At 71.6% G+C, this 16,874-nt stretch carries 17 protein-coding genes; 9 read left to right on the top strand and 8 right to left on the bottom strand.

Translation table 11 applies throughout. From position 1 onward, the window contains the following. Positions 1–99 precede the first annotated feature (99 nt). Both DEJ20_RS01455 and DEJ20_RS01450 read right to left on the bottom strand, forming a co-directional pair. Complete coding sequence (locus tag DEJ20_RS01455; protein WP_111236176.1) at positions 100–750, bottom strand: GntR family transcriptional regulator; 651 nt, start codon at positions 748–750, stop codon at positions 100–102. A gap of 12 nt (positions 751–762) precedes the next feature. Continuing rightward, positions 763–2,877 (bottom strand): MMPL family transporter, encoded by a 2,115-nt coding sequence (locus DEJ20_RS01450; protein ID WP_111236177.1) that lies wholly within the window; start codon positions 2,875–2,877, stop codon positions 763–765. A gap of 77 nt (positions 2,878–2,954) precedes the next feature. On the opposite strand from DEJ20_RS01450, the gene DEJ20_RS01445 reads away from it, so the two are divergent. Both DEJ20_RS01445 and DEJ20_RS01440 read left to right on the top strand, forming a co-directional pair. After that, a complete protein-coding gene (locus tag DEJ20_RS01445; RefSeq protein WP_111236178.1) occupies positions 2,955–3,362 on the top strand; it encodes a MarR family winged helix-turn-helix transcriptional regulator in 408 nt (135 codons plus the stop codon). Positions 3,363–3,437: 75 nt separating this feature from the next. Then, on the top strand, positions 3,438–4,478 hold the full coding sequence (locus DEJ20_RS01440; RefSeq protein WP_111236179.1) for an LCP family protein: 1,041 nt from the start codon (positions 3,438–3,440) through the stop codon (positions 4,476–4,478). 74 nt (positions 4,479–4,552) lie between these two features. Here DEJ20_RS01440 and DEJ20_RS01435 read toward each other — a convergent pair whose 3' ends face one another. From DEJ20_RS01435 to DEJ20_RS01410, 6 genes are all read right to left on the bottom strand, one after another. Beyond that, on the bottom strand, positions 4,553–5,257 hold the full coding sequence (locus DEJ20_RS01435; RefSeq protein WP_071404824.1) for a LysM peptidoglycan-binding domain-containing protein: 705 nt from the start codon (positions 5,255–5,257) through the stop codon (positions 4,553–4,555). A gap of 302 nt (positions 5,258–5,559) precedes the next feature. Then, complete coding sequence (gene rlmC / locus DEJ20_RS01430; RefSeq protein WP_111236180.1) at positions 5,560–6,711, bottom strand: 23S rRNA (uracil(747)-C(5))-methyltransferase RlmC; 1,152 nt, start codon at positions 6,709–6,711, stop codon at positions 5,560–5,562. Between the two features lie 7 nt (positions 6,712–6,718). Then, the gene (locus DEJ20_RS01425) at positions 6,719–7,585 is read right to left on the bottom strand and encodes an SMP-30/gluconolactonase/LRE family protein (RefSeq protein WP_502866600.1); all 867 of its coding nucleotides are present in this window, start codon (positions 7,583–7,585) and stop codon (positions 6,719–6,721) included. A 40-nt stretch (positions 7,586–7,625) separates the two neighbouring features. Continuing rightward, positions 7,626–8,246, bottom strand: a complete 621-nt coding sequence (locus tag DEJ20_RS01420; RefSeq protein ID WP_071404822.1) for a DedA family protein — start codon at positions 8,244–8,246, stop codon at positions 7,626–7,628. 67 nt (positions 8,247–8,313) lie between these two features. Further along, on the bottom strand, positions 8,314–8,973 hold the full coding sequence (locus DEJ20_RS01415) for a FadR/GntR family transcriptional regulator (RefSeq protein ID WP_111236181.1): 660 nt from the start codon (positions 8,971–8,973) through the stop codon (positions 8,314–8,316). Next, the gene (locus DEJ20_RS01410; RefSeq protein ID WP_181431614.1) at positions 8,970–9,692 is read right to left on the bottom strand and encodes an SDR family oxidoreductase; all 723 of its coding nucleotides are present in this window, start codon (positions 9,690–9,692) and stop codon (positions 8,970–8,972) included. Before DEJ20_RS01410 ends, DEJ20_RS01415 begins: the two co-directional genes overlap by 4 nt. Positions 9,693–9,737: 45 nt before the next feature. Here DEJ20_RS01410 and DEJ20_RS01405 point away from each other — a divergent pair, with 45 nt between their 5' ends. The 7 genes from DEJ20_RS01405 (at position 9,738) to mnhG (ending at position 16,865) form a co-directional block, all read left to right on the top strand. After that, the gene (locus DEJ20_RS01405; RefSeq protein ID WP_111236183.1) at positions 9,738–10,490 is read left to right on the top strand and encodes an SDR family NAD(P)-dependent oxidoreductase; all 753 of its coding nucleotides are present in this window, start codon (positions 9,738–9,740) and stop codon (positions 10,488–10,490) included. A 101-nt stretch (positions 10,491–10,591) separates the two neighbouring features. Next, entirely contained in the window at positions 10,592–13,504 is a 2,913-nt protein-coding gene (locus DEJ20_RS01400) for a Na+/H+ antiporter subunit A (RefSeq protein ID WP_111236184.1), read from the top strand. Then, on the top strand, positions 13,501–13,911 hold the full coding sequence (locus tag DEJ20_RS01395; protein ID WP_017887553.1) for a Na(+)/H(+) antiporter subunit C: 411 nt from the start codon (positions 13,501–13,503) through the stop codon (positions 13,909–13,911). Before DEJ20_RS01400 ends, DEJ20_RS01395 begins: the two co-directional genes overlap by 4 nt. Then, positions 13,908–15,599: a Na+/H+ antiporter subunit D gene (locus tag DEJ20_RS01390; RefSeq protein ID WP_017887554.1), complete on the top strand. Its 1,692-nt coding sequence runs from the start codon at positions 13,908–13,910 to the stop codon at positions 15,597–15,599. The genes DEJ20_RS01395 and DEJ20_RS01390 overlap by 4 nt, the downstream gene beginning before the upstream one ends. Continuing rightward, on the top strand, positions 15,596–16,177 hold the full coding sequence (locus tag DEJ20_RS01385) for a Na+/H+ antiporter subunit E (protein WP_111236185.1): 582 nt from the start codon (positions 15,596–15,598) through the stop codon (positions 16,175–16,177). The genes DEJ20_RS01390 and DEJ20_RS01385 overlap by 4 nt, the downstream gene beginning before the upstream one ends. Further along, positions 16,174–16,512 carry an MrpF/PhaF family protein gene (locus DEJ20_RS01380; RefSeq protein WP_111094365.1) on the top strand — a complete coding sequence of 113 codons (339 nt, stop codon included), beginning with the start codon at positions 16,174–16,176 and terminating at the stop codon, positions 16,510–16,512. Before DEJ20_RS01385 ends, DEJ20_RS01380 begins: the two co-directional genes overlap by 4 nt. Beyond that, positions 16,509–16,865: a monovalent cation/H(+) antiporter subunit G gene (gene mnhG, locus DEJ20_RS01375; protein ID WP_071245814.1), complete on the top strand. Its 357-nt coding sequence runs from the start codon at positions 16,509–16,511 to the stop codon at positions 16,863–16,865. The genes DEJ20_RS01380 and mnhG overlap by 4 nt, the downstream gene beginning before the upstream one ends. Positions 16,866–16,874 lie beyond the last annotated feature (9 nt).

Here is a 16,874-nt window from a genome sequence, read left to right as displayed (position 1 = left end):
GAAGGTCGCCCCGGAGTGGCCGTCACCACCTGGATGACGGAACGGTGTCGGCGGCGCCGCCACGGGCCTCCTGTCCGTCACCCGGTCGCGCTCGTGACGCTAGTCGCGCGACGGGAGCAGGTGGATCGCCTCCATGGCGAGTTCGGCAGCGATGGGGTCCTTCGCGACGACGGCGTCCTTGAGCTTCGTCAGCTCGGGCAGGATCACGTCGGCCGGCAGGAGCTCGGCGAGCTCCGGCACGCGGAGCTTGAACGAGAGCCCGTCCGTCGTCGAGTTGCAGAGCTGCACGAGCGAGGGGTTGCCACACGCGTCGGCCCACATCGAGTAGATGCCGGCTCCGTCGCGCGCGACCTCGTCCTGCTCGTCGGCGCTCACCCGCGCGTGCACGTCGTCGAGCATCTTCACGATCTTCTTGCGCTGCCCGTCCGTGAACCGGGGCACCGCGAGCCGCACGACGCCGCCGTAGATCACCCCGAGGGTGCGGTACGCATCGAGGAGTTCTTCCTTCGTCGGTGCCGCGACGCGGGTGTAGCGGTTCGGCGCCATCTCGATCAACCCGGCCCGGGCGAGTTCGGCGAGCGCCTCGCGGATCGGGGTGCGGGAGACCCCGAGCCAGGCGATCAGGTCGTCGTCGTTGAGCCGTTCCCCGGGCTCGAGCGTGCCGTCCATGATGGCGTCGCGGATCTTGTCCTGCACCGTGTCACGGAGGAGCTTGCGCTCGGCAGCGGGCTGCGTGGAGGGAACTGGCATGGACCCAGCGTGTCACATGTCAGGGTTCGTGCGCGAGAGGCGCGACGGCCACCAGGCGCGGTGCCCGAGGTCGTAGGCCAGCGCCGGCACGAGCAGCGAGCGGACCACGATCGTGTCGAGCAGGACGCCGAACGCGACGACGAACGCGATCTGCACGAGGAACAGGATCGGTATGACGCCGAGGGCGGCGAACGTGGCGGCGAGCACGACGCCCGCCGACGTGATCACCCCGCCGGTCACGCCGAGTCCGCGCAGGACGCCCTCGCGTGGACCGTGTCGCAGCGCCTCCTCGCGCACTCGTGTCATGAGGAAGATGTTGTAGTCGACGCCGAGTGCCACCAGGAACACGAACGAGTACAGCGGCACGCTCGGGTCCGCGCCCGGGAAGTGGAACACGTGGTCGAAGACGAGCGCTCCGACACCGAGGGCCGCCGCGAAGGACACGATCACGCTGCCGATCAGCACGAGCGGCGCGACGATGCTGCGGAGCAGGAGCATCAGGATCAGCAGGATCACGACCAGCACCACGGGGATGATCAACGTGCGGTCACGGATGCCGGTGTCGTTCGTGTCGACCGCGGTCGCGGTGACGCCACCGACGATCGCTCCCGGGTCGACCCGTTCGACGGCGGTGCGGAGGTCGCGGACGGTCTGCTCGGCGGCGTCCGAGTCGGCGGCGTCGGACAGGGTCGCCTCGAGCAGGACGTCACCGCGGGAGACGGTCGGCGTGCTGCTGCCGGCGGCGTCCCCGGTCACCGGGACTGTCCCGGCGGGGCTGTCCTTCGCTGCGGCGACGACACCGTCGACCCCCTCCACCGCGGTGATCGCGTCGACGAGCTGGTCGAGGTCGCGCTCCGCGCCGATGACCTGCGCGGGGCTGCCGGAGCCGCCCGGGAAGTGGTCGGCCAGCACGTCCTGTCCGTCACGCGCCTGCGACGATCCGATGATGAGGTCGCTCTGCGGCACCCCGTCCGCCTTGAGTCCGAACAGTCCGGCGCCCATCGCGAGCAGGCCGACCGTGCAGACGATCCACACCACCCGCGACCGTCGGGCGACGAGCCGGCCGACGCGCGCCCAGATGCCGCGGGCGACCGGACCGGTGAGCACGGGGTGGGCGCTGCCGAACGCGGGGCGCAGCGGCCAGAACGCCGCGCGGCGGAACGCGAGCAGCAGCGCGGGCAGCAGCGTCAGGGCGGCGAGCAGGCTGAACGCGATGCCGATGGCCGCGACGGGGCCGAGCGCCTTGTTCGAGTTGAGGTCGGACAGCAGCAGGCAGAGCACCCCGACGATCACCGTGCCGCCCGAGGCCAGGATCGGCTCGAGGCTCCCCCGCAGGGCGGCCTTCGTCGCGTCCCAACCGGTGCGGTGGTCGCGCAGCGCCTCTCGGAAGCGCGAGGTGTAGAGGAGCGCGTAGTCCGTCGCCGCCCCGATCACCAGGATCGACAGGATGCCCTGGACCTGCCCGTTGACCGTCACGATGTCGGCCTTGGCGAGCCACCAGACCACGAGGATCGAGGCGCACAGGGCGAACGTGGCGGTCCCGAGCACGAGGACGGGCAGCAGGGGTGATCGGTAGACGATGATCAGGATCACGAACACCGCGGCGAGCGCCACCCCGAGCAGCAGCCCGTCGATGCCGGCGAAGGCCTCGGTCAGGTCCGCGGTGAACCCGGCGGGACCGGTGACGTAGCCGCTCACACCGGACGGCAGTGCGTAGTCGACGTCGGCCCGGATTGCCTCGACCGCGTCCCCGGTCTCGGCGTCCTGCGTGAGCGTGGCGACGATCTCGACCGCGTCGCCGTCCTTGCTCGGGAGCACCGGGCTGACGGCATCGACGTCGGCGCGGTCGGACAGCGTCGTGGCGAGTGCCTTCGCGTCGGCGAGGTCGGTCGGCGTCAGGCCGCCGTCGCGCTCGAGGACGATGATCGCGGGCGCCCCGGACTCGTCGCGGAACTCGGAGGACCGTTCCTGCACCTTGGTGGCGTCGGCCGAGGCAGGCAGGAAGGAGGTCTGGTCATTGGTGGAGACCTCGGAGATCTTGCCGAAGAAGGGACCGCCGACCGAGGCGATGCCGAGCCAGACCACGATGACGAGCGCGGGGAGGACGATGCGGAGGAAGCGGGACACGTCGGTGAGCGTACACGGATCGTCAGCATGCTGATTACTTGACGGTCGAGTGCTCCTGACGACCATAGAATCACGGCATGCAGGACACGAGCGAGCAGTGGCCCCTCGGGCGCCTGCTGTCCGCGGCTGCACGGTCCGTCGAGCGGGACTGGGACGATCGACTCCGCGCCATCGGGCTCTCGCACGCCGCGGTCGTCGCGATCGACATCCTCATCCGGACCGGCCCGACCGGCGCCGACACCATCGCCCGCACGGCTCGCGTCCAGCCACAGACGATGTCCCGCACGCTCGAGCGGATGGAGCGGGATGGCCTGGTCGAGCGCGCCCCGCACCCTGCCGATCGTCGGCGCCGCGTCGTGAGCGTGACGTCCGCCGGCCGGTCCGCCTGGGAGACCGCGCGGCACATCGAGCGCGAGGTCCTGCCGGAGGACCCCGCACTCCGGTCGGCGCTGGGCGAGCTCCTCGCCAAGCCGCAGTCCGAGTGAAACACTGTTCCTGAAATACCACATGCGATAAGATCCCGTGGTCGGTGCGTGCCGACCTGACCACAGGAGTCCCGCATGTCCGAACGCCGAGCCGCCCACGCGGCCGTTGCACACGCTCACCACGCCGCGAGCAGCAGACGGCGACGGCGGCCGTTGCTCGTCGCGCTGATCACGACGCTCGGCTCGCTCGTCGGGGTCGCCCTGGTCATCGCCGTCGTCGCGAGTGCGTTCGTCGGCGGTCTCGCTCGGAGCTTCGACGCCGGACGCGAGACCATCACCGACCCGTTCCCGAGCGGTACCCGACCGACGCCGACGGCAGGCGAGAACGTCCTGCTCATCGGTTCCGACTCCCGGGCGCAGGGCGACCCCGACGGTGGACCTGCGGCGGCCGGCGGGCGTTCGGACACCCTGATGCTGGCGCACGTGCCCGCGGATCGTCAGCACGTCTACCTGATGTCGATCATGCGGGACTCCTGGGTCGAGGTCCCCGGGCACGGGCGCGCCAAGATGAACGCCGCGTACGCCTGGGGCGGGGTACCCCTCACGGTGCAGACCGTCGAGCAGCTCCTCGACATCCGGATCGACCACGTGGCGGAGATCGACTTCGCCGGGTTCGAGGAGATGACCGATGCCCTCGGCGGCGTCACGGTCGACTCCCCCGGGGCGTTCTCAGCACGCGGCCACGACTTCACGGCCGGGGCGAACCGGCTCGACGGGGCCGCAGCACTGGCCTTCGTCCGGGAGCGCTACGCCTTCGTCGACGCCGACCACACCCGCGTCCGCAACCAGCAGGCGTTCATGCGCGGCGTCGTGAACGGGCTGCTGGCCCGTGGCACCGTCACCAACCCCGGGCGCATCCAGGACTTCGTCGCCGCGACGAGTGCGCACCTGTCGGTCGACGTCGGGTTCTCGTTCGCACGGATGGCGGAACTCGGGTGGTCGCTCCGCGCGGTCCGGGCCGACGACCTCGTGACCTTCACGGTGCCGACGGCGGGCTCCGGGACGTCACCGGACGGGCAGTCGGTCGTGACGCTGAACCAGCTCGCGGTCGGGGCCCTGTCCCAGGCGCTCCGATCCGACGACGTCGCCGGCTGGCTCGCCGACAACCCGCAGTAGCCCGGCACCGCACGCACGACGACGCCCCACGACTCGAGGTCGTGGGGCGTCGTCGTGTTCGATCTGCGGAGCGATCAGGCGGGGAGCTGGAGCTCCTGGCCGGCGTAGATCAGGTTCGCGTCGTCGATGGTCGACGTGTTCGCGGCCCAGAGCTGCTTCCAGCCGCCGTCGATCCCGAGCTTCGTCGAGATCGTGTCGAGCGTGTCACCCGAGGCGATCGTGTACGTCTTGCCGCTCGTCTTGACCGGGGCCGGCTTGCTCGGCGTCGTCGCTGCCGGAGCGGGCGTCGACTCGGTCGTGCTCGGCGCGGCCGGCTGCGGGGCGGCCTGCTCGGCAGGAGCCGGTGCCGGAGCAGCGGGCTGTGGGGCGGCCTGCTGTGCGGGCGCCGGAGCCGGTGCGGGGGCCGGAGCCGCCGCGGCGGGGGCTGCACCGCTGGTGCCGCTCAGCCCGAGCTGGGCGGAGCAGGCGGGCCATGCACCCCAACCCTGCGAGGCGAGGACACGCTCGGCGACGGCGATCTGGGCCTCGCGGCTGGCGGAGGCGGGGTTGCCCGCGCCACCGTTCGCCTGCCAGGTACCGAGGTTGAACTGCAGGCCGCCGTAGTAGCCGTTGCCGGTGTTGATGGCCCAGTTGCCGCCGGACTCGCACTGCGCGAGCTGGTCCCAGGTCGAACCGGACGCTGCGTTCGCGGGGGCTGCCGCGAGGCCGACACCGGTCGCGGCGATGCCGGCGAACGCCAGGCCACCGACGATGGTGCGGGTACGGGAAAGCTTCTTCATGTGATTGCTCCACCGGGGTCACGAGCCGCATCTGTTGCGGAATCCACTGCCCACCCCGACCGATCGCGGTCAGTTGTGGGGGTGCGCCACCGGGGGCAGTGGTCATCGGGCCGGCGGCACCTCGGTCGGCAACCATAGGAAACTCTTGACTGTTATCAAACCGAGACAAACGGTTCTACCCGTGCATGCTATGTACCCCTCCCCCGAACCTGAACGGCTCGATCCCCATGGCCATGGTGATCGAGCCGTACCCGGGTACGTGTCCTTGGCAATTCCCTGGCAATGCCGATCGACGGTCGGGATCAGGCCCGCGTGAGCAGGGTCACGGCCTCGAGGTGACCGGTCTGCGGGAACATGTCGAGCACCCTGGCCCGACGCAGCCGGAACGACGGCATGCGCGCCAGGTCCTTCGCCAGGGTCACCGGGTTGCAGCTCGAGTAGACGACGTGCTGGACGTCCGACTCCTCGAGCCAGGTCGACAAGCGCTCTCCGATCCCGCGACGCGGAGGGTTCACGACGACGAGCTCGGGCACCGCGTCCGGACGGGCCCGGAGAGCGTGCTCGGTCGCGTCGTCAGCGGCAAACCGGAGGCCCTCGAGGCCGGCCTCACGAGCGGACTGCTTCGCGGAGCGGATCGCCTCGGCGCTCGTCTCGATGCCGGTCACCACGCGGCCGGGACGAGCAGCGTGGAGTGCGAAGCCGCCGACGCCGCAGTACAGGTCCCACATCGACGTCGGATCGAGCTCGTCGATCCAGGCCGTCGCCTGCGCGTACAGCTCGGTCGCGACGCCGGTGTTCGTCTGGAAGAAGCTCTGCGGCCGCAGGTGCATGGTGATCCCGCCGAGCCGCATCGGCAGGGTCTCCTGCTCGGTCAACACGATCTCGCGGTCGCCCTCGGTGACGGCCTTGTGCTCGGGCAGCAGGTTGACGGTCACCACGACCGCGTTGGGCAGTGCGGCATGCAGGGCGTCGAGGTATTGGCGGAGCCGCGGGAGCTGCCCCTCGGAACGCAGCACGAACCGGATCATCAGCTCGCCGTCGGGCGACTCGGTGACCAGGACGTACTTGAGCTCGCCCCGGCGCGCGGCGACGTCGTACGGGATCAGCCCGGCGGTCGAGACGAACTCGGCCAGCACGGGCAACGCGTGCCGGATGCCGGGCGTGCAGATGCCGCAGTGCCGGAGGTCCACCCCGCGCTGCCGGTGGTCGAGGATGCCGACGGTGGGGTGCTGGACGGACCCGCCCACCACCATCTTCGCCTTGTTCCGGTACCCCGACTCCGGGCTCGTGATCGCGGGCGACCAGGAGACCGCTCCGGGGCCCCCGGCGGCCTCGACCGCGGCGTGCAGGAGTTCGCGCGTGCGGAGTTCCTTGTCGAGGACCTGGTCGGCGTAGGGCTGGCCCATGAGCGTGCACGACCGGCACACCCCGCGGTCGAAGTAGTCGCACTGCATGGCCGAGTCAGGATACGGCAGCGTCCCGCGTCGTCGTGGCGATCCGGTACACCGACGTCGTCGCGGTCAGGAACAGCGTCGTGCCGTCGTCGCCGCCGAAGCACAGGTTCGACGTGACCTCCGGCACGGCGACCGCACCGATCCGGGCACCCGTCCGGTCGAACACGACGACGCCGCGGTGCGAGGACGACCAGACGTTGCCGTGCACGTCGACCCGGATGCCGTCCGGCGCACCCTCTCCGGGCTCGAGCCGCGCGAACACCCGGCCGTTCTTCAGCAGGTCGCCTCGGCGGTCGTAGGCGCGGATGACCGGCTCGTCGCTCGACGAACTCGCGATGTACAGCACCCGCTCGTCCGGGTCGAAGGCCAGACCGTTCGGCTCGTCCAGGTCGGTCGCCACTGGTCGCAGATCCTCGCCCGCCGGGCCGCACCGGAACACCCAGTGGTCGCCGTACTCACGCACGCCCGGGTGTCCCTCGCGCGGCTGGGTGATGCCGTAGGCGGGGTCGGTGAACCAGACGCCGCCGTCCCGCGCGACCACCACGTCGTTCGGGGAGTTGAACCGGCCCCCGTCCCACACGTCGACGATCGGCGTGACGACGCCGTCGCGGTCCCGCTCGACCCGACGCAGCCCGTGCGAGCACTGCACGACGCTGCCGTCCCGGTCGAGCGTGCGGCCGTTGGTGAACTCGACACCGTCCGCGTACACGGAGGTCTCCCCCGAGTCCGCGTGCCACTGCAGGATCCGGTCGCCGGGGATGTCGGACCACCGCAGCGTGCGCGTCGACGGGATCCAGCAGGGCCCCTCGGCCCAGGTGCTGCCGGTGGCGATGCGCTCGATCGCGTCGGGGTCCGGTACGAGGTCGTCGAGCAGCACGGGTTCTCCTTCGAACGGGGTGCCCAGCCTACGTTCGTCAGGCCGCGGCCGCAGCCTCGCTCCGTCGTCGCACGGCCTTCTCGATCGCGGAGATCGCGAGGCCGAGCAGGATCGACGCCACGACCGCGAGGGTCGTGACGAGGAAGGGCTGCTCGCGGCTCCAGCGCCCGGTGGCCGAGGCGATGCCGACGCAGTACGCGGCCCACACGACGTCGGCGAGCACACAGCTGAGCAGGAACCGCCGGAGGTCGAGCCCGCTGTCCGCACCGACCAGGTTCGTCGTCAACCGGCCCATCGGGATGAAGCGTCCGAGCACCGCGATGCGCCCGGGAGCGGCACGGTAGCGGCCGTCGATGGCGTCCCGGGCCGCGCGGACCTTCGGACGCGCGAACCACGACCTCGAGCCGAGGTCGACCGACCGCGCCAGGTGGTAGAGCCCGAGGTCGCCGAGGACCATCCCGATCGACGCCGCGACGACGAGGAAGAGGACCGGCAGGAGACCACCGTCACCGCCCACCAGGAGCGTGCCGATCGCGACGACGAGTGCCTGGCTGGGCAGGAAGACGGCGACGCTGCCCACGGCGAGCACGAGGCCGACCACGAAGAACGCCCACGGGGTGCCGACGAGCTGGACGACCAGGTCCTGTGCTGCGTCCACGACTCACCTTCCACGGGCACCGGAGGGGCGCGCCGGGGTCCATCCTCGCAGGTCCGGCGCGCTCCGCTCACGTGCGGTCGACGATCGCCCGCATGGTCGAGGCAGCGTCGTCCGGCCGGCCGTCGAGGACGGCGTCGGCGAGTGCGAGGTGGAGGCCGACGTCGTGCCGGTCCGGGCGGATGCTCCCGCGTTCGCGCAGCACCTGGCCGACGACCTGGTGCAGGCGTCGGTACAGGGCGTTGCCGGACAGGTCGAGCACGAGCGCGTGGAACCGCACGTCCGCGGTCACGAAGTCGAGGCGGTCGTCGCGGGTCGCGGCGGCGGCGAGCTCGTCCGCGGTGGTGCGGAGGGCCTCCCGTCGGTCTGCGCACTCGTCGAGCGCCGCTCGCCGGGCCGCTGCGGCAGCGGCGGCGGGTTCGACCGCCGCCCGCAGCTCGCGGAGCTCGACCGCCACGCGCTCGCCGTCGGGTCCCCGCAGACGCCACCGCACCACGCGCGGGTCCAGGACGTCCCACTCCCGCACGTCGAGGACGGTCACGCCGACCCGGCGCCGCGCGGTGAGCAGGCCGAGGGCGACGAGGACGCGGACGGCCTCGCGGACGATGCTGCGACTGGCGCCCGTCCAGGTCACCAGGTCGTCGACGCTCCGGCGACTGCCGACGGCGACCGCACCGGAGACGACGGCGGCACCGACCTGGTCGAGGACCCGTTCGAAGGTGCTCGTCACCGCTGCGAGACCGGCGACAGCACGAGCTCGTCGATGCGCACGTGCGCCGGCGACCCGAGCACGAAGGCGACCGTCCGCCCGATGTCCTCCGGTTGGAGCATGCGCTGCCGGGCGGCCGCGTCGGGGACCTCGGGCCGTTGGTCGAGGAAGTCCGTCGCCACGTCACCCGGGCACAGGTGGGTGGCACGCACGCCGTGCTCGGCCTCCTGCTGGTTGAGCGTCCGGACGACCGACGCGAGCGCGGACTTGCTCGCCGAGTACGCGACACCCGCCCCCGGCTGGAAGGACCACCCGGCGTACGACGACACGACGACGACCACGCCGCCGGCCGCGCGGAGTGCCGGCAGCGCGGCGTCCACCAGCGAGACGACGGCGGTGAGGTTCGTGTCCACGATCGCGCGGAAGTCGGTCAGCGACTGGTCGTCCCACCGGCGCCTCGGGGCGTTGAGCCCGGCCGCCAGCACGAGCCCGTCGAGCCGCCCGTGCCGCTCGAGCACGGTGTCCCGGGCGGCTGCGACGGCGTCGGGCTCGTTCGCGTCGAGGGGCAGGACGTCCGCGGTTCCCCCGGCGCCGCGGATGGTGCGTGCAACTTGCTCGAGCCGCTCGGCACGGCGCCCGCTGAGGACCACGGTCCAGCCGTCCCGCGACGCCGCCTCGGCGCTCGCGGCCCCCATGCCGCTGCCCCCACCCGTGACCCAGAGCACACGCTGATCCGTCATGGTCGAATAGTATGCCTATTCAAGGCACCGACGACGGGAGCAACGATGCACCTCGACCTGACCGACCGCGTGGTGGTCGTGACCGGCGCAGCGCGCGGGATCGGCCGCACGCTCGCCGACCGCTTCGTCAGCGAGGGGAGCCGCGTCGTCGCGCTCGACCTGGCCTTCGAGCCGGGCTTCCCGCTCGACCACGTCGTGTGCAACGTCGCCGACCCGCGGTCGGTGCACGACGCCGTGGACGAGGTCGTCCGGCGGCACGGCACGATCGACGTGCTGGTCAACAACGCCGGCATCAACGTCACGGGCACGGTCGCAGAACTCGAGTGGGACGCTTGGCGCCGCTGCATGGACGTCAACCTCGGCGGCACGTTCCTGATGAGCCAGGCCGTGGCTCCGGTGATGCAGGCGGCCGGGCGCGGTCGGATCATCAACGCCGCATCGTTCGCGGCGATCGTGCCCAGCGTCGGGAGCGCTGCCTACGCGGCGTCGAAGGCCGCCGTCGTCTCGTTCACCCGGGTCCTGGCGTCGGAGCTCGGCCCGTGGGGGATCACCGTGAACGCCTACGCACCGGGCATGGTGCCGACGGCGATGAACGGCTTCGCGACGATGCCGGCCGAGGCGCAGGACCGCCTGCTCGACACGCTGTCGCTCCGCCGGTGGGAGACGCCGGACGACGTCGCCGACCTGCTCGTCTTCGTGGCGAGCGACGCTTCCGGGTACATCACCGGCACCCTGCTCGACGTCTCCGGCGGCAAGCTCGCGACCCAGATCCCCGCCCGCGCGCACGGCCGGACCTGAGCGGACTGCTGTCCGGCCGCACAGGTTCTCCACATGGCCTCCTCCGTAGGCTGTGAAAGCCCAGTGAGCCGGACTGCAGCCCGACCCCGAGGAGGTGCCCGATGGTCCTCGTCCTCGTCGCGTTCGCGATCGTCGCCCTGATCGTCCCCGTCCTGACCCCCGTCCTCGGCCGCCGCGTGTTCTACGTGGCGGCCCTCGCCCCCGCCGCGGCGGCGGTGCTGACGATCGCCCAGACCGACGCCGCCCTGCACGGCAGCGTCGTCGAACGGCACCAGTGGGTCCCCCAGCTCGACCTCGACGTCACGCTGCGGATGGACGCACTGTCGTGGGTGCTCGCCCTCGTGGTGTCGATCGTCGGCGCGTTGGTGCTGGTCTACTGCGCCTCGTACTTCGAGCGGGACGAACCCGGGCTCGGTCGGTTCGCCGGGGTCCTGACCGCCTTCGCCGGCTCGATGTACGGCCTCGTGATCGCCGACGACGTGATCGTGCTGTTCGTCCTGTGGGAGGCCACGACGGTCTTCTCCTACCTGCTCATCGGGCACGACGCCGCGAAGCGTGCCAGTCGCGCCGCCGCCATGCAGGCCCTCGTGGTCACCACCGCCGGTGGTCTGGCGATGCTCGCGGGCCTCGTGATGCTCTCGGTCACGGCGGGGACGACCTCGCTGTCCGCGATCGTCGCCGATCCCCCGAGCGGCACGATCGTCTCGGTGTCGGTGGTCCTGGTGCTGCTCGGGGCGCTCACGAAGTCGGCGATCGTGCCCTTCCACTTCTGGCTCCCCGCCGCGATGGCCGCACCGACCCCGGTCAGCGCGTACCTGCACGCCGCCGCGATGGTGAAGGCCGGCATCTACCTGGTGGCCCGGCTCGCCCCAGCGTTCGCGCTGCTCGACGGCTGGCGCGAGACGATCACGCTGCTCGGCGTCGCCGGGATGCTCGTCGGCGGGTACCGGGCACTGCGGCAGACCGACCTCAAGCTCCTGCTCGCCTACGGCACCGTGGCCCAGCTCGGGTTCCTCGTGCTCGCCGCCGGCTGGGGTGCACCCGCGGTCGCCCTGGGCGGGGTCGCGCTGCTCGTCGCACACGCCGCCTTCAAGTCGACGCTCTTCCTGGTCGTCGGCGCGATCGACCACGTCACCGGCACACGTGACCTCGGTCGGCTCAGCGGGCTCGGCCGTGCCCGCCCGTGGTTGGCGGTCGTCGCGGTGCTCGCGCTGGTGTCGATGGCCGGGATCCCGCCGACGATCGGGTTCGTCGCGAAGGAAGCCGTGCTGACCGGGTTCACCGAGTCCCTGCACGGCCCCGACGCCGGCTGGGCCTGGTTCGCCCTGATCGGCGTGACCGTCGGTTCGGTGCTCACCGTGGCCTACTCGCTGCGGTTCCTGTGGGGCGCCTTCGCCCGCAAGCCCGGCGTCGCGACCACCGAGCCGCACGCCCTGCACGGCCTCGCCGTCGTGCCCTCGGTGCTCGCGCTGGCCGGGCTCGCACTCGGTCTGCTCACCCCGGTGGTCGCACACGGCATCGAGCCCGCGGCGACGACCGCGGCGCTCGGCGGCCAGGAAGTCCCGCACCTCGCGCTCTGGCACGGCCTCGAACCCGCACTCGGCCTGTCCGCGATCACCCTGGTCGGCGGCCTCGCGCTGTTCGCCCTGCGCCGTCCGGTCGAGGCGCTCCAGCACCGGCTCGCGGGGTTCCCGAGCGCCGCGGGCACGTACCGGCACGGCATGCGACTGCTCGACCGCGGAGCGACCGGGCTCACCGCGAGCCTGCAGCGCGGCTCGCTCCCCTACTACCTGACCGTGATCCTGTCGGTCTTCGTCGCCGGGGCGCTCGCCAACCTGGTGCTCGGCGGGCCGTGGGAGTTCCACGTCCGGTTCGCCGACTCGTGGGGCCAGATCCCGGTGATGATCGTGATGTCGATCGCGGGCATCGCGGTGCTCACGGCGAAGACCCGGTTCGCCGCCGCGGTCCTGGTCGGCGTCACCGGCTACGGCCTCTCGGTGCTGTTCGTCCTGCACGGTGCCGTCGACCTCGCCCTGACGCAGCTCGTGGTCGAGACGGTGACACTGATCGCCTTCGTCCTGGTCCTCCGACGGCTGCCCCCGCGCATCGCCACGACCAACCCGTCGCGGTTCCGGGTCGTGCGGGCACTCTTCGCCGGTCTGGCGGGGCTGACACTGGCGATCGTCGTCGTCGTTGCTGCCTCGGCCCGCACAGCACGCCCCCTCTGGCCCGACCTGCCCGCGCTGACGAGCTCGTACGGGCACGGTCTGAACGTCGTGAACGTCGCCCTCGTCGACCTTCGCGGCTGGGACACCCTCGGCGAACTCACCGTCGTGGTCGCCGCGGCCACCGGCGTCGCGAGCCTGATCTTCGTGAACTCGCGCGAGGACACCCTGCCCCGGCTGCGCGACCTGCCGGAGACCCTGACCGCGAACGGCGAGCGCACCGACGGCGAGCCCCGCGCGTGGCTGCCAACGAGCGCCGCGATCCCGACCGGCCGCTCGGCCCTGCTCGACGTGGTCGTCCGGCTGCTGTTCCACGGCCTCATCGTGCTGTCCCTCTACCTGCTGTTCGCCGGGCACAATTCGGCCGGTGGCGGGTTCGCCGGCGGTCTGGTCGCCGGCATCGCGCTCGCGGCCCGCTACCTGGCCGGCGGCCCGGCCGAACTCGGTGCGGCGGCCCCGGTGCGTGCCGGTCGACTGCTGGGCCTGGGCGTCGCCACGGCCGCCGTCACCGCGATCGTGCCGCTGTTCTTCGGTCGCGAAGCCCTGTACTCCGAGTTCTTCGAGGCCACCGTCCCGGTCCTCGGACACGTCGAGTTCGTCACCGCCACGTTCTTCGACATCGGCGTGTACCTGGTCGTCGTCGGCCTGGTGCTCGACGTCCTCCGCAGCCTCGGTGCCGAGGTCGACCGGCAGCGCCTCGAGGACGCCTCGACCCCGACCCGCGACTCCGCCGAGGGGTCCGTCGATGACGCCCTCGATGCCCCCACCCCGGAAGGGAGCGCCACATGACCGTCACCCTCGTCCTCGTGATCGCCATGGCGGTGCTGTTCTCCTGCGGCGTCTACCTGCTGCTCGAACGCTCCCTGACCCGGATGCTCCTCGGCTTCCTGCTGCTCGGGAACTCCCTCAACCTGCTGTTGCTGGTGATGTCCGGCGCCGCGGGTGACCCGCCGATCGGCAAGAGCGCCGAGGGCATCACCGACCCGCTCCCCCAGGCGTTCGCCCTGACCGCGATCGTGATCACCTTCGCCGTCAGCGCGTTCCTGCTGGCCCTGATCCACCGGTCGTGGCAGCTGTCCCGCGCCGACGAGGTCGAGGTCGACGAGGCCGACGCCGCGATCGGCCGTGACCGCGACGAGCCGGCCGACGAGGACCCGGAGACCACCACCGACGCAGAACAGGAGGCGACCCGATGACCTGGCTCGTCCCGCTCCTCGTCCTCGTCCCGCTGCTCGGTGCAGCGGTCGCGCTCGGACTCCTCCGCCACCAGAAGCTCCAGCGTGCGATCACCGTCGTGGTCCTCGTCGTGGCCCTGGCCGTCGCCGCCACCCTCATGGTCCTGGTCGACCGGCACGGCACGATCGTGGTGCAGGTCGGCGGGTGGGACGCCCCCTACGGCATCTCGCTCGTCGTCGACCGGCTGAGCGCCCTGCTGCTCACCGTCAGTGCGAGCGTCCTGCTGCTCGTCCTGCTGTTCTCGATCGGGCAGGGCCTGGCCGCCGACGACGAGGACGCCCCGGTCACGATCTTCTACCCGACGTACCTGGTGCTCGCCGCCGGTGTGCTCGACTCGTTCATCGCGGGCGACCTGTTCAACCTGTACGTCGCGTTCGAGATGCTGCTGGTGGCGAGCTACGTGCTCATCACGCTGGGCGGCAGCGAACAGCGCGTCCGGGCCGGCACGACGTACATCGTCACGAGCCTGATCGCGTCGGCGATCTTCCTCGCCGCCATCGGCCTGGTCTACGGCGCCACCGGCACGGTGAACATCGCCCAGATCAGCGAGCGCGTCGCCGACCTGCCGGAACACGTCCAGCTGCTCCTGCACACGATGCTGCTGATCGGGTTCGGCATCAAGGCGGCCGTGTTCCCGCTGGCGTTCTGGCTGCCGGACTCGTACCCGACCGCCCCGGCGCCGGTCACCGCGGTCTTCGCGGGCCTGCTGACCAAGGTCGGCATCTACGCGATCATCCGGCTCGAGACGGTGATCTTCCCGCGACCACAACTCAACGAGGTGCTGCTCGTCGTCGCCGCACTGACGATGGTGGTCGGGGTGCTCGGCGCGGTGTCGCAGACCGACGTGAAACGGCTGCTGTCCTTCACGCTGATCAGCCACATCGGCTTCATGGTGATGGGCGTCGGACTCGGCACCGTCGCGGGGACGGCGGCAGCGGTGTTCTACACGGTGCACCACATCGTCGTGCAGACCACGCTGTTCCTGGTGTCCGGCCTGATGGAACGTGTCGGCGGGACGACCTCGACCCGGTCGCTCGGCGGACTGCTGAAGGCCGCACCGCTGCTGGCCGCCCTGTACCTGATCCCCGCGTTCAACCTCGGCGGGATCCCGCCGTTCTCCGGCTTCATCGGCAAGCTCGGCCTGTTCCGCGCCGCCGCCGAGGACGGTTCCCCGATGGCGTACGTCACCATCGGCGCCGGCGTCGTCACCTCGCTGCTCACCCTGTACGCGCTCATGCGCGTCTGGGACGCCGCCTTCTGGCGGCCGAAGCCGGCGGCCGAGGCCGCCGCCCCGCACGCGACGAGCGCCGAACCGCACGCCCACCTGCGGTCGCCGGAACCGGCGCCGCTCACCGTCTCCGAGGAGACGGGTGAGGCGTACCATCCGGGAGGCTCGGTGACGGTCACCGACGCACCGCACGCGGCCACCGCCTCCAGTCCGACCACCGGTGCGACCGAGGCGGTCGGCGAGGCTCCCGAGAAGGTGCGCCTGCCGCGCATGCTCGTCGGCGTGACGACCGTCGCGGTGCTCGGGTCCGTCGCCCTGACGGTCGTCGCCGGCCCGCTCTACGGCTACGCGACCCGCGCAGCGGAGTCGCTGGAGTCGCCCGACCGCTACGTGCAGGCCGTGCTCGGAGGTGAGCGATGACCGACGTCCGCCGCATCTCGAACGCCCGCCGGATCGCGCTGGCGTGGCGCTACGACGTGCCCCTGGTCGCGGGGCTCACCGTGCTCTGGGCGCTGCTCTGGGGGTCGTGGACCCCGCTGACGCTGCTGTGCGGCGTCGTCGTGGCGCTCATCGTCACCCAGGCGCTGCCGCTCCCGCCGGTCCCCCTGTCCGCACGGTTCTCGATCGTGCACGTGCTGCGGTTCCTGGCGGTGTGGTCTGGGCTCGTCGTCGTGGCGTCCTTCCGGGTCGCCTGGGTCGCGTTCCGTCCCCGCGGTGTGCGGCGGAGCTCGATCACGCTCGTGCAGCTGCACTCCACGTCCGAGATGACCTTCACCCTGGCCACCCTCGCGATCTCGCTCGTGCCCGGCTCGTACGTCGCCGACGTGGACCTGCGGCGCCGTCGCCTGCTGCTCCACGTGCTCGACACCGAGCGCCTCGAGCAGGTCGAGGACGAACGCCGCGTCGCACTCCGGATCGAGGCCATGGTCATCCGCGCGCTGGGATCCAAGCAGGACGTCTCCGAGCTGTCCGAGCCCCTGCCGGAGGTGACCCGATGAGCCCCGTCGTCGTCGTGATGGGCATCGCCGTCGCGCTCGTGCTCGCGCTCCTCGGGGCGACGTTCGCCCTCGCGGTGTTCCGCATCGTGCGCGGTCCGACCATCCTCGACCGCATGATCGGCTCCGACATGGTGCTGACCACCGTGCTCGTGGTGATCGCCGCCGCGATGGTCATCCGCCAGGACCTGACCGGCATCCCCGTGCTCGTGGTGATCTCGGCGACGAGTGTGTTCGCCACGGTCGCCGTGGCCCGGGCCGTCACGCCCTCGGCCGACCCGTCCGACGAGGGGCTGACCGTCACCACCCCCGAGCGCGCCGAGGAGGACCAGTCGTGATCGAGATCATCGAGTCGTTCGTCGACGACGCCGGCATCCGCGCCTGGATCGCCATCGGGCTGCTGCTCGTCGGGTCGCTGCTGTCGCTCGGTGCCGGGGTCGGCATCGTCCGGTTCCCGGACCCGCTCGTCCGTCTGCACGCGATGGCGAAGCCCCAGGTGCTCGGGCTCGCACTCGCGCTGGCCGCCATCGTCGTCGCGGTGTGGACGTGGACGGCGTTCTGGGTCGTGCTGCCGATCATGGTGTTCCAGCTGTTCCTGGTGCCGGTGTCGACGCACATGATCGCCCGCGCCGGCCTGCGCGCCGACGACTACCGGCACGAGGACCTGCTCGTCGACGACACGGAGTCCTGACGCACCGAT

Source organism: Curtobacterium sp. MCSS17_005, assembly GCF_003234225.2.
In the GTDB taxonomy this organism is placed as follows: domain Bacteria; phylum Actinomycetota; class Actinomycetes; order Actinomycetales; family Microbacteriaceae; genus Curtobacterium; species Curtobacterium flaccumfaciens.
Note: the sequence above shows the minus strand (reverse complement) of the source record. Positions and strands in the feature narration are given on the sequence as shown.

Excerpts from the sequence above, each read along its gene's own strand:
- DEJ20_RS01455 (WP_111236176.1), bottom strand. The coding sequence starts at position 750 with ATGCCAGTTCCCTCCACGCAGCCCGCTGCCGAGCGCAAGCTCCTCCGT.
- DEJ20_RS01445 (WP_111236178.1), top strand. The coding sequence starts at position 2,955 with ATGCAGGACACGAGCGAGCAGTGGCCCCTCGGGCGCCTGCTGTCCGCG.
- DEJ20_RS01440 (WP_111236179.1), top strand. The coding sequence starts at position 3,438 with ATGTCCGAACGCCGAGCCGCCCACGCGGCCGTTGCACACGCTCACCAC.
- DEJ20_RS01435 (WP_071404824.1), bottom strand. The coding sequence starts at position 5,257 with ATGAAGAAGCTTTCCCGTACCCGCACCATCGTCGGTGGCCTGGCGTTC.
- rlmC (WP_111236180.1), bottom strand. The coding sequence starts at position 6,711 with ATGCAGTGCGACTACTTCGACCGCGGGGTGTGCCGGTCGTGCACGCTC.
- DEJ20_RS01410 (WP_181431614.1), bottom strand. The coding sequence starts at position 9,692 with ATGACGGATCAGCGTGTGCTCTGGGTCACGGGTGGGGGCAGCGGCATG.
- DEJ20_RS01405 (WP_111236183.1), top strand. The coding sequence starts at position 9,738 with ATGCACCTCGACCTGACCGACCGCGTGGTGGTCGTGACCGGCGCAGCG.
- DEJ20_RS01400 (WP_111236184.1), top strand. The coding sequence starts at position 10,592 with ATGGTCCTCGTCCTCGTCGCGTTCGCGATCGTCGCCCTGATCGTCCCC.
- DEJ20_RS01395 (WP_017887553.1), top strand. The coding sequence starts at position 13,501 with ATGACCGTCACCCTCGTCCTCGTGATCGCCATGGCGGTGCTGTTCTCC.
- DEJ20_RS01390 (WP_017887554.1), top strand. The coding sequence starts at position 13,908 with ATGACCTGGCTCGTCCCGCTCCTCGTCCTCGTCCCGCTGCTCGGTGCA.
- DEJ20_RS01385 (WP_111236185.1), top strand. The coding sequence starts at position 15,596 with ATGACCGACGTCCGCCGCATCTCGAACGCCCGCCGGATCGCGCTGGCG.
- DEJ20_RS01380 (WP_111094365.1), top strand. The coding sequence starts at position 16,174 with ATGAGCCCCGTCGTCGTCGTGATGGGCATCGCCGTCGCGCTCGTGCTC.